6 protein-coding genes are annotated in these 8,684 nt (G+C 53.6%); 1 reads left to right on the top strand and 5 read right to left on the bottom strand.

Features of this window, described 5'->3' with window-relative positions; all coding sequences use genetic code 11:
* Nucleotides 1-505 precede the first annotated feature (505 nt).
* The 5 genes from DQG23_RS41400 to DQG23_RS41380 form a co-directional block, all read right to left on the bottom strand.
* On the bottom strand, nt 506-1,324 hold the full coding sequence (locus DQG23_RS41400; protein WP_113036919.1) for a hypothetical protein: 819 nt from the start codon (nt 1,322-1,324) through the stop codon (nt 506-508).
* A gap of 65 nt (nt 1,325-1,389) precedes the next feature.
* Complete coding sequence (locus DQG23_RS41395) at nt 1,390-3,012, bottom strand: extracellular solute-binding protein (protein ID WP_158560970.1); 1,623 nt, start codon at nt 3,010-3,012, stop codon at nt 1,390-1,392.
* A 35-nt stretch (nt 3,013-3,047) separates the two neighbouring features.
* The gene (locus DQG23_RS41390) at nt 3,048-3,938 is read right to left on the bottom strand and encodes a carbohydrate ABC transporter permease (RefSeq protein WP_113036917.1); all 891 of its coding nucleotides are present in this window, start codon (nt 3,936-3,938) and stop codon (nt 3,048-3,050) included.
* 13 nt (nt 3,939-3,951) lie between these two features.
* Nucleotides 3,952-4,866, bottom strand: a complete 915-nt coding sequence (locus DQG23_RS41385; RefSeq protein ID WP_113036916.1) for an ABC transporter permease — start codon at nt 4,864-4,866, stop codon at nt 3,952-3,954.
* A 265-nt stretch (nt 4,867-5,131) separates the two neighbouring features.
* Nucleotides 5,132-7,360 carry a helix-turn-helix domain-containing protein gene (locus DQG23_RS41380; RefSeq protein ID WP_158560969.1) on the bottom strand — a complete coding sequence of 743 codons (2,229 nt, stop codon included), beginning with the start codon at nt 7,358-7,360 and terminating at the stop codon, nt 5,132-5,134.
* Nucleotides 7,361-8,009: 649 nt separating this feature from the next.
* On the opposite strand from DQG23_RS41380, the gene DQG23_RS41375 reads away from it, so the two are divergent.
* The gene (locus DQG23_RS41375; protein WP_113036914.1) at nt 8,010-8,288 is read left to right on the top strand and encodes a hypothetical protein; all 279 of its coding nucleotides are present in this window, start codon (nt 8,010-8,012) and stop codon (nt 8,286-8,288) included.
* The last annotated feature ends 396 nt before the right edge of the window (nt 8,289-8,684 follow it).

Below are 8,684 nucleotides of genomic sequence, written 5' to 3'. Positions count from 1 at the left end.
GATCTACTATACAGAGGGTGCTCGTACTATTCAAAGCCGAAATCTTAGCACCTACAGGAATGCTATTCGTTGGGTTTGCCTCACTATTCGTTTCGTTTGCCTCATTAACTTGCCATAACACGGGTTTTCAGCGTGAGATAGTGAGGCTTGCCTTATTAACAGTAACTTTTGCCTCATTATGCCTCATAGATGTTGGACCAAAGTATGTTGGAACTCGCGGCATTGGTGTCAAACGATGAAGATAAGCAGTTGTTACTTTCGAAAACAAAGCCCTTATGCCAATAAACGGCATGAGGGCTTTGTTTTTGCACATCTCGTCGGCTGAGTCAGAGCTTCCGGGGGGCTTGCGATAACCTGCATCCGGAAGGCGAGAACGCTTTATAAATGCCGCCGCTTACGAGCTGGCCTTTGCCCCCTGCATCCCAAAAAGGTGAGAACGCAATATACAGACGGAGTCGCACCCGAGCCGAGCTCTAACACCTGCACTCCGAATGGGCATAAGCGTTCAGCCTTGCTCACTCCGCAGCGCCTCAATCACATCGTCCGCATCGTACACGAAGCCGAAAGCGAGCGCGACCCGCCACAGTGCGAGTTCTTTATTCAGCTCTAAGCGGGCTGTTTCTTTATTTTCCACCGCCGTGACCGCTTGGCGAATGGCCGAGCAGATGATGCCGTTCCGGGACATGTCGAGCATGCCGCCCGGCGACATAAGCAGGCACCAATTGATGGCGAAGCCGATATAGATCAAATGATTGATCTTTTCCCGTTTGCACCATGCATTTAACTGGTGAGAGGTTAGAGCAACAGCCTCATCCCCGACAGGCTCGGCTTCCCGCGGAAATTTGCGCAGCGGATAGCCTTTTGTAATATCCGCATGGTTGTTCGCTCCGGGAAACACATGGTCGGCGCGGAAGCGAATCAACTGCTGCGAGACGGGATCCTCGTCCGCGCGCTCGGACAACGCCGGCCCGGGACCGCTAAGCTCGACGATCCTTCGGTAGCCGGGATACGGCTTGCAATAGCTTTCGCCCATCCCGACATGGGCGACCTTCATTCCGGAGGCGCGGACGGCGCCGAGCAGTCCGGGAAAAACCGTGCGGCTGATGTCGTACGACCGCGGAATGTATTCCACCGCCCGAAAATGGCCGGGCACTTGTTCGTTCGTCCCGCAATCGAGCGCATGCATGACTACCAAAGCGGTATGGTCGAGATTAAGCGGCAAATCGGCTTTATCCCAGCCGCCATAACCTTCGCCCGGGACGTCCAGCGAGTAATCCGCGTCGAATTGCCGGTAATAATGCGTCGGAAGCGTAATGATTGCCATCTTCTTATATCCCCCTTATTCAAATAAGATGGGGCCGGCGACGATACGCCGACCCGTCCGTTATGCTATTTGATCGCGCCGGCAGCCCGGATTTGCTCCGTATAAGCGTCCAGCAGCTTTTGGCCGCCCATCTCGTTCAGGATTTTATCCAGAACGGTTTTCCATTGCTCGGCCGGAAGCTCGCCCAAAGCGATTTTGGCCATCGTCTCGTTCTCAAGCTTCGCTTGATTGACAAGATCGACTCCTTCCGGAGGCGATACGTTCGTACCGATCGGAGCGGAAATCGGATAGCTCTTAATCTTCTTCAGCATCTCCCTTTCTTCCGCAGTTTGCCGCGGATCGACGACTTCAAAGCCGAGCGTTTCGGGCTCCTCCGGCGTAAACACCTGATAAATCGCTTTGAGCCAGTCGCCTTTGTCCTCGAAGTCTCTTTTCATCGCCTCGGGGATGAGCGTGATGACTTTGCCGTTGCGGGTATAATGCACGCCTTCTTTACCGTAATGCGTCAGCAAATAACCTTCCTCGCTCGTCAGGTAATCGAGTATTTTAAATGCCGTTTCAACCTTCTCCTTATTTTTGGCGGCGATTTTCGTCACGACGACTGATAGGGAGGGCAGGTTCTCTTGGAAGCCGGGGACGCCGTCAATGGCGTTGAAGGCCGTCCATTTTGCGTTCGGGTTCACTTCTTTGCTGCGGGCGGCGGGGGAAGACGGTACGCTGGCGAGGCCAAATTGGCCTCCGTAATCGCGAACCATTCCGACTCTGCCTTGAATCGCCTTGTCGATGTGAGCCGTACCTTTCTGCAGGAACCAATCCGGATCCACGGAGCCGTCCTTCACCATTTTATTGATATCCCGCAGCACATCCTGTACCCGATAATCCATCTGAAAATGAACAAGCTTGTTGTCCTTCACATAGAGCACGCCTTCGATGCCGTTCGCCATCCACTGCGGCCAGTCAAACGTGATGCCGGAGCCGTTCGCCGACACCGAGAAGCCGTACGTATCCTTCTTCCCGTTGCCGTCCGGATCGTCATAGGTGAAGGCATGCGCCACTTTCATGAATTCCTCGAGGTTGGCCGGCACCTTCAGATTAAGCTTGTCGAGCCAGTCTTGGCGGACATACCAGGAAACGGGCGATTTCTTCAGCACCGGAATCGGAATGCGCTGGATTTCCGGCTTCGTTTTATCCATCGAGAAGCGTTTGAAGACCACCTCCGGCGTGAACCATTTGAAGTAAGCGGGCTGCTTCTCCGGGGCGATGTACTCGTTCAGATCGACGAGCATTTTATTGTTTTTGTATTCAAGCGCTTTCAATCCGTTTGCCAAAACGAGATCCGGCGAGTCGTTCGAGGCGAGTCTCACATTCAGCTTATTGTAACGATCGTCGCCTTCGAGCATGTTGTAAGTCAGCTTCAGATTGACGTTGAATTTCTCCTCTATAGCTTTCTTGACAAAATCGCTATCTCCTGCCGGAAGCGAAGCGTTTGCGTTCTGCGTATAGCTGTAAATTTCGATCGTTTCCCGTTTGCTTTTATCCGGCGCCGCCGAACCTGCTGCCGTACTGCCGGGCGAATTGCCTGCACTTCCCTCCGGCGAGGGCGAATTTCCGCTTTCCTTGCCGCTGCAGGCGGACAAAACAGCTGATGACAGCAAAAGCAAAGTAATGGATGCATTTAGCTTTTTCATCGCATTGAGCCCCTCTCTAATCATCGTTCTTCACATTATCCTTTAATCGCGCCGAGCATCATGCCTTGCGTCATATATTTTTGCAGGAACGGATAAACGAACATGATCGGCATAGTCGAGACGACGACAAGCGCCATTTTGAACGTTTCCCCGGGCAGTTTGGCGGCTAATTGCGGGTTAAGCGTCTGCAGCTCGCTGCTGATCGTCGAACCGGCGAGCATGTTGCGCAGCACGACCTGAAGCGGCATCAAGTTCGAGTCGTTAATATAAATGATGCCTGCAAAAAACTCGTTCCAATGAGCCACTCCGTAAAAGAGCGCCATCGTAGCCATCACCGGCTTGGAGAGCGGGAGGACGACGCTGAACAACAGCCGGAATTCCCCGTATCCGTCGATTCTTGCCGCTTCGATCAGCTCTTCGGGCAAGCTTTCGAAAAACGTTTTCATAATGAGCAAATAAAAGGTGTTGACGAGCGTCGGCACGAACAGGGCGAACAGCGTGTTGACAAGTCCCGTCGCATGCACGACCAAATAAGTCGGAATGAGTCCTCCGCCGAACACAAGCGTAAACAGCAGGAACAGCAAAATGACGCTGCGCATCGGCAAGCTTCGCTTCGAAAGCGGGTAGGCAAGCAGCGCGGTGAACATCAGATTGGCGAGCGTTCCGACAACCGTCACGAGGATCGTTACTTGCAGCGCTTTGGGTACAAGCGGGCTTGCGAACACAGCCTCATAGGCACCGAAGGTCACTTGCCGCGGCAAAATGCTGAACCCGCCGTTTCGCGCCACCTCGGACAGCGGAGTGATCGACACGATCGCTACGTAAACGAGCGGAAACAGCGCCGCAAACGCGACAAGCCCGAGAAGGATATGGATGCATGCTTGCTCCAGCTGCGATCTTTTTGTTTGGTACGCTATATCTGACATCTTGATCCCTCCGTCACCAGATTCCGTTTCCGCCGAACCGTTTCGCCAGCTGATTCGCTCCGAGAATCATGATCAGCCCGACAACCGACTTGAACATGCCTACAGCCGCCGCATACCCGTACTGCATTTGTTCCAGCCCTCTTCGGAACACCCAAGTGTCGATAATATCGGCCGTATCGTATACGAGCGAATTGTACAGGACGTATATTTGCCCGAAGCCGGCATCGAGAATGCTGCCCATCTTCAGGATGAGAAGCAGGACGAACACATTGCGTATACCCGGAAGCGTAATATGCCACATTCGTTTCCAGCGTCCCGCACCGTCCATAATCGCCGCTTCGTACTGCTGCGGGTCGATCCCCGCCATCGCCGCCATATAAATGACGGAGCCGATCCCGACATCCTTCCATATTTCCGAAGAGACAAGAATACTGCGAAACCAATCGTTCGACGTCAGGAAGGAAATCGGCTCAAAGCCCCAATCCTTCAAAAAATAGTTGACCAGCCCCGTGCCGGGCGAAAGAAACATAAGCATCATGCCGTAAACGATGACCCAAGACAGAAAATAAGGGAAATATACGGCTGTTTGCACCGCCCGCTTGTACCAGCGGATGCGCACCTCGTTCAGCAATAGAGCGAGCAGCAGATCGGGCAGCGCTCCGAAACCGATTTTGTAGAAGCTGATCAAGAGCGTGTTGCGGAGCAGAATGAAAAATTGCTGATTGGAAAATACGTCGCGAAAATGCTTAAGCCCGACCCAAGGGCTGTTGCGCAGTCCGTCCATCAGGTTGTAGTCCTGAAACGCGATGACAAGACCGGCCATGGGCGCATACTTGTAAATTGCATAATAAGCCAGGCTGGGAAGCATCATGATGTAAAGCCAGCGGTGCCGGTATACGCTTTTCATAAAAGTCGATTTCGCTCTCATAAGCTGACATCTCCCGCATATTGGATAAGGGGCTTTGCTCACCTCGCCGTTCGTGGAATGGGTTGCATGCAACTGCCCTAACTGTATTCAAAACGCCGGCGCACCGCAATAAACATCATGCCACCCGATAAATCGAAAGCCATAAACCGCATTCCGCCTATACGCAGCGGCTTCCGGCGACAGGTTCCGCCTGGGGATCGGCCCCGCAGCGGCTTATGCAATAAACCGGATTGCCCCAATAAATCGATATCCACTTTACTGTTATTTACGGCTTGACCGATTCCTTCCGGTAGTCGCCGGGCGTCATCCCGACAAGCTTTTTGAACACGCGGATAAAAGCGATCGAGGTCGTATACCCGACCATGGCGGCTATTTCCTGTATCGGAGAGGAGCTTTCCGAAAGCAAACGTTTGGCATGCGCGATACGCACCTGAACGAGGTAATCGCCGAAATTGACGCCGAACTCGTCCTTGAACAGCCTGCTTAAATATTTTCCGTTCATCCCGAACTCATCGCTCAGCAAAATAAGGGAAAGATCCGGATTGCCGTATTGGCCTTCAATGTACTCTCTGATGCGGACAAGCAGCTGCCTGTTGTTGCGATGCTCGCGGAGCATGCCCATTTTGTTCCAGCCGTCCGTCAATATGTCGGTAAACGCGCTTTGCATTTCGGCGAGCGTCTCCGCAGAGTCGAGCATCGCGACTAGATTCGGCATCGCTTCCCGCTCCCATAAGTCGCGGAACTCCGCAGCAAGCTCCGTCATTTCCCGGTGAAAATAATACATCGTATAATTCATGAAGCTTGTCAGATCGTCCAGGGTAAAAAATTCTCCCTCCAGGTCGGCGAAAAAGCGGGCACAGTGCTCCCGCCAATCTTCCTTGCCCAGCTTATAAGCTTGAGCGAAAGGGCGGATCGATTGCACGTGCCTGAACATGTCCGCTTGCTGCCGGCCGGTCAGGTCGCTCTCTGTGATGATGCGGGCGGCGCCGAGAGACGGCTTGTACAGCAAGCAGCGCAAGGCGGAGCGGTAAGATTCGGAAACCCGTTCCAGTCCGTCGACATACTTGCCGCAGCCGAACGTCACCGTGAACGACAAATGCGTTTTCACCCAGTCTCCCGCGTCTTCGCAAACACGAAGGAGAAGCGCTTCATCGTCGGGCGTCTCTGAAGAAGTCCTAACGATTATCGCCAGCCTGCGATCTGCGACCCAGTCCATGCCGACCGTCATGGAGCGGTTTTGGGCGATTTCGCCGATCGTTTTTCCGAGCACGAATTTCAGCAGATTTTGATCGCCGGCCGAGTAGTCCCGGATGAATGACGCATAGCCGTCGATTTCCGCGACGACGACGGCCGTCCGCCGCAGCTCCTTGTCGTTCGCTAGTCCGAAGCCGGCCTGCTGCAGCAGCTCGTCCGTAACGGAGCGTTTGCCTTCCAGCAGCTCCTGGAACAGCATTTGCCGCCGGTATATGAAATTTTCTTCCATTTGCTTCTCGTACCGGTCCGATTCCTCCGCCATTCTATCGATCGCCTGTTCGATTATCCGGAACTCGTCATGACGTTTGCGGTTGTCCGGCTCTACTTTGCCGTTTCCCATCGTTCCGAGCCTTTGCACGATACGCGCCATCGGTTTGTAATTGCGCCTGCTGACGAAAACGATCCAGACGATCCCGATGACGGTTAACGCCATACCGGCTGCAATGCAAAACAGCGTAAAATCGGATACCGTCTCGAGCAGCCCGATATACCGAACGCCGCTGCGTATTTCATAGCGAGTATACGGGGAGGTGTAGCTGGATAAATCGTCGCGGGAAATATTCGCTTCCTGCCTCTCGCCCGTCCATGCCACAGGTGCGCCGTCAGCTCCGAGCAGACGGATATAGCTCAAATTCGAACCCGACATTTCTTGAAGAAGCTGCTGCAGACGATCCGCGTTTACGTTGACGACCATGAAGCCGCTTGAAGTAACGAACATTTGCTTGGCAAGAGACACTACGTCCGTTTTCTCGCCTGCTGGGCGCCCGTACTCGCGAATACCGGTCCACCGGTAATTTTCCGCTGAATCGCGCAGCCCGCTCACGAACGATCGGTCGGCGAATTCGTCCAGACGCATGACGCCGCCTTCCGTGACAACCAACAGATCCCGTTCGCGCACGAGATAGACGGAATCGATCAGATTGTTTTCCTCGGTCAGTCTTTTCAATCGAATGGCGGCATCGTAAGCGGACACGCTTGCATACTTCGCTTCCTCCGTACTCATAAAGCGCGAAATCATGCCGTCCACGAAAATTTCCCGGTTCATCGTCTCGTCGATCGTTCGCAGCGAATTGTCCAATGTCTGCATCACTTGTTTAATGAACACTTCGTTCGAGCGGACGGCCGATTTTTTGGACAAGTCGCTTACTGTCAGGAAAGAAACGAGCAGCAGCGCAACGACGACAACTACAAAAATAGGCAGATAGGATAGCAGCAGCCGGTAAAACCATGATTTTGCCAAAACGATTCCCCCTCGCATTACGCGATTATTACAGAAATCGTATCATACCGGTATCTGGTCTTGATACATAAAATAGTTGTCCAAAAAGCGCGGACGGAGAGCGGAGGTTCCGAGTCGGTTCGGATGAACGGCGTTACGAGGATTGACAGCTGAAGTGTGATCGAGCCTTCCGCGCCGTGAGACTCGCCGGCGCCGCGAGTGGTGCCCCGCGAGCGGCTCCCGACGCGCGTGCGGCTAAGCGCTCCGCACCGGGGGACTCTCGGCGCTAAGCAGAAAATTTGGCGCACAGCGAGTGGCACCCGACGCGCGTGGCTCAGCGTCTCGCACCGGGGGACTCCCGTCGCCGCGCGGAAAATTTGGCGAACTGTGAGCGGCACTCGACGCGCGTGGCTGAGCGCCCCGACCCGCGGTGCCGCGCGGAAAATTTTGGCGCACAGCGAGCGGCATCCGACGCGCGTGGCTCAGCGTCTCGCACCGGGGGACTCACGGCGCATCGCGCGGTGCGCAGGTTCACGACTGTACGGCGGGCTGTCTTACATGCGGATGCGGATAATCCCCGAAAACGCGGTTGATAACCGTCAGGCTCGAACGGTATAATGAACCTGACTATCAGGCATAAGAAACAATGCCTTTCGAGGAGACGAGTAGGTTGAGCGCACTGGTTAAGCAGCAAGAACTTGTGAAATACATAGCGGATAAAACGAAAATCGATACGAATGCGATCTTGCTCGTATTGAAGCATGAGCAAGCGTTCATCGACAAAGCGAAGCCCGATGCGAAGGGCAACGTTAATATCGACAGCGACGACATCGTGGATTACGTGCTTTCCCGGCGCGACGTCAAGCTGGACGAGCTGAAGGTCGAAATGATCATGGACGCCGAAATGGATTTCATGATGAAGAAGGGCAAGGCAAGCTACGAAAAATAAGAAGCGAATGCAATCGCATAGCGGATATGTTAACGGCGCAAAAAAATCGCCCGTCGGCTGATGACTCGGAATTCCCTCCAGTAAGCCGACCGGGCGATTTTGCCGTATTCGCGGGATGAACTATCACAAAGTAAACGATCAAGTCTAGAACCAGGGATTGATGAAGACATAGGTAGTTACGTAAGTAAACGGATAGCGTAACTGCTATGCATGAATCGTGCGCATAGTGGAGAAAACCTTATTATTCATGAGGCTGTCCTCACTATTCCACCGGTAAAATGCTCGTTCTCGCCCGTTAGTGAAGCAAACAACACTATCAATTTCGTTTGCCTCACTAATAGCATTCCTGTAGGTGCTAAGATTTCGGCTTTGAATAGTACGAGCACCCTCTGTATA

It is taken from the genome of Paenibacillus contaminans (assembly GCF_003285015.1).
Lineage (GTDB): Bacteria > Bacillota > Bacilli > Paenibacillales > NBRC-103111 > Paenibacillus_V > Paenibacillus_V contaminans.
Note: the sequence above shows the minus strand (reverse complement) of the source record. Positions and strands in the feature narration are given on the sequence as shown.

Coding starts and splice junctions, on each gene's coding strand:
- DQG23_RS41400 (WP_113036919.1), bottom strand. CDS start 1,324: ATGGCAATCATTACGCTTCCGACGCATTATTACCGGCAATTCGACGCG.
- DQG23_RS41395 (WP_158560970.1), bottom strand. CDS start 3,012: ATGAAAAAGCTAAATGCATCCATTACTTTGCTTTTGCTGTCATCAGCT.
- DQG23_RS41390 (WP_113036917.1), bottom strand. CDS start 3,938: ATGTCAGATATAGCGTACCAAACAAAAAGATCGCAGCTGGAGCAAGCA.
- DQG23_RS41385 (WP_113036916.1), bottom strand. CDS start 4,866: ATGAGAGCGAAATCGACTTTTATGAAAAGCGTATACCGGCACCGCTGG.